This is a genomic window from Oceanicola sp. S124, assembly GCF_000220565.1.
GTDB lineage: Bacteria > Pseudomonadota > Alphaproteobacteria > Rhodobacterales > Rhodobacteraceae > Pseudooceanicola.
Genome location: NZ_AFPM01000064.1, coordinates 1 through 1,718 on the forward strand (window position 1 = coordinate 1; position 1,718 = coordinate 1,718).

Here is a 1,718-nt window from a genome sequence, read left to right on the forward strand (position 1 = left end):
TGCCCGTCGGTTTCTTGGCCACGGCCTGCCCTTTCCTCTTGCCCACTACATGCCGGGATCAGGCGCAGCCCGGGGGGCGCTGCCCCCTGCACCGGTTCCGGTCGAGATCCCGCCTAGAATAGCAAAACCGGCCCGCTGTCAAAGCCTCAGCGGCGCGATGCCTCAGAACGGCCCGTCCTCCAGCGCCCCGTCCGCCGACATCTGGGCATAGAGAAGCCCCTCGCGCAGCCCGCGATCGGCAACGCTGAGCCGGTCCGTGGGCCAGATCCTGAGCAGCGCCTGCAGGATCGCCGAGCCGGACATGATCAGCGTCTGACGGTCCTGGCCGATGCGCGGATCGCGCCGCCGCCCCTCGGGGCCCAGCTCGAGATAGCCGCGGATTACCCGGTCGATCTGATCCGAGGTCATCTGCAACCCGTCGACCTTGGTCCGGTCGTAGCGCTTGAGCCCCAGATGGCTGGCCGCGACGGTGGTCACGGTGCCCGAGGTGCCGATGATCTGGAAGCCCTCGCGGGCCTGTTCGTCCTTGTAGGGAGCGAACTCGGCCAGGCTTTCCTCGAAGAACCAGGACATCAGGGCGAAGCGCGCCGAGTCGTCCTCGACGTCGCGGAACTGGTCGCGCAGCGTGGCCACGCCCAGCGGAACCGAGATCCAGTCGACCACCTTGGCCGCCGGAAAGGGGCTCTCTGGAGGGTGGAAGCCGGCGTGCAGGCGCATGATGGCGCGCGGCCGGTCACGCTGCGGCACCGAAGTCAGGTCGATCCAGACCAGCTCGGTCGAGCCGCCGCCGATATCGACCACCAGCAGCTGCTCGGTCCGGGTCGAGACCAGCGGCGCGCAGGAGATTACCGCCAGGCGGGCCTCTTCCTCCGGCTCGATGATTTCCAGCTTCAGACCGGTCTCGCGGCGCACCTGGTTGATGAAGGCCCCGGCGTTGGTCGCACGGCGGCAGGCCTCGGTGGCCACCAGCCGCATGTGCCGGACCCGGTGCCGCTTCAGCTTCTGCTGGCAGATGCGCATGGCCTGCACGGTGCGCGCCATGGAAGAGCGCGACAGACGGCCGGATCGTTCCAGCCCGGACCCGAGCTGGACGGATTTCGAAAAGCTGTCGACGACGTGAAACTGAGACCCCTTGGGCTGGGCGATCAGCATGCGACAGCTGTTGGTCCCGAGGTCCAGCGCAGCGTAAAGCTCCGACGGATCGGGGGGTTTGGATGCGGGGCTCTCGACCGGTTTCGGGAAGGCGCCCGCACCTTTGGGACGCCTGGGCGCCATGGGTGCGCCCTCCTGTTCGTGTTGATGTCGAAGGTAGTCACTTGTGCGGGGCAACGCAAGATGATTGCGCCGGGATCCGGCAGGGTCCCTGCGGGACTTGGCGACGAGGCAGGCCGTTGCGCCTTTTCGGCAAGGCGCGGCGAGGGGCCGGGCCCATGGTGGATTGCCATCCACCCTACGCCTTCCGCATGCGCTGCGCCTCGTTGGACCGGGCGTGCCGTCCCTGCCGGCCGCCCGGCAGCGCCAGACGTGGCCGTGCCGCTCCGCCGCGCCATCGGGCACGGCCACCGGTCCCGCAGGACCGGCCGCTGCCCCTGACGCGGGCGGATGCCAAGCCCCCCTGCCCCCGGCGTCCGGTTTGTCCGGCCTCGCGCCGCCAGGTCGCTTTACCACCCTGCCTGGTCGTCTTGCGGCAGGCCCCGCCCCGTCACCCGCCGCAACAT

1 protein-coding gene is annotated in these 1,718 nt (G+C 69.4%); it reads right to left on the minus strand.

Annotation, left to right across the window (positions count from 1 at the left end; all coding sequences use genetic code 11):
* Positions 1 to 162 precede the first annotated feature (162 nt).
* Positions 163 to 1,275, minus strand: a complete 1,113-nt coding sequence (locus OS124_RS0105560) for a Ppx/GppA phosphatase family protein (RefSeq protein ID WP_029375199.1) — start codon at positions 1,273 to 1,275, stop codon at positions 163 to 165.
* Positions 1,276 to 1,718 lie beyond the last annotated feature (443 nt).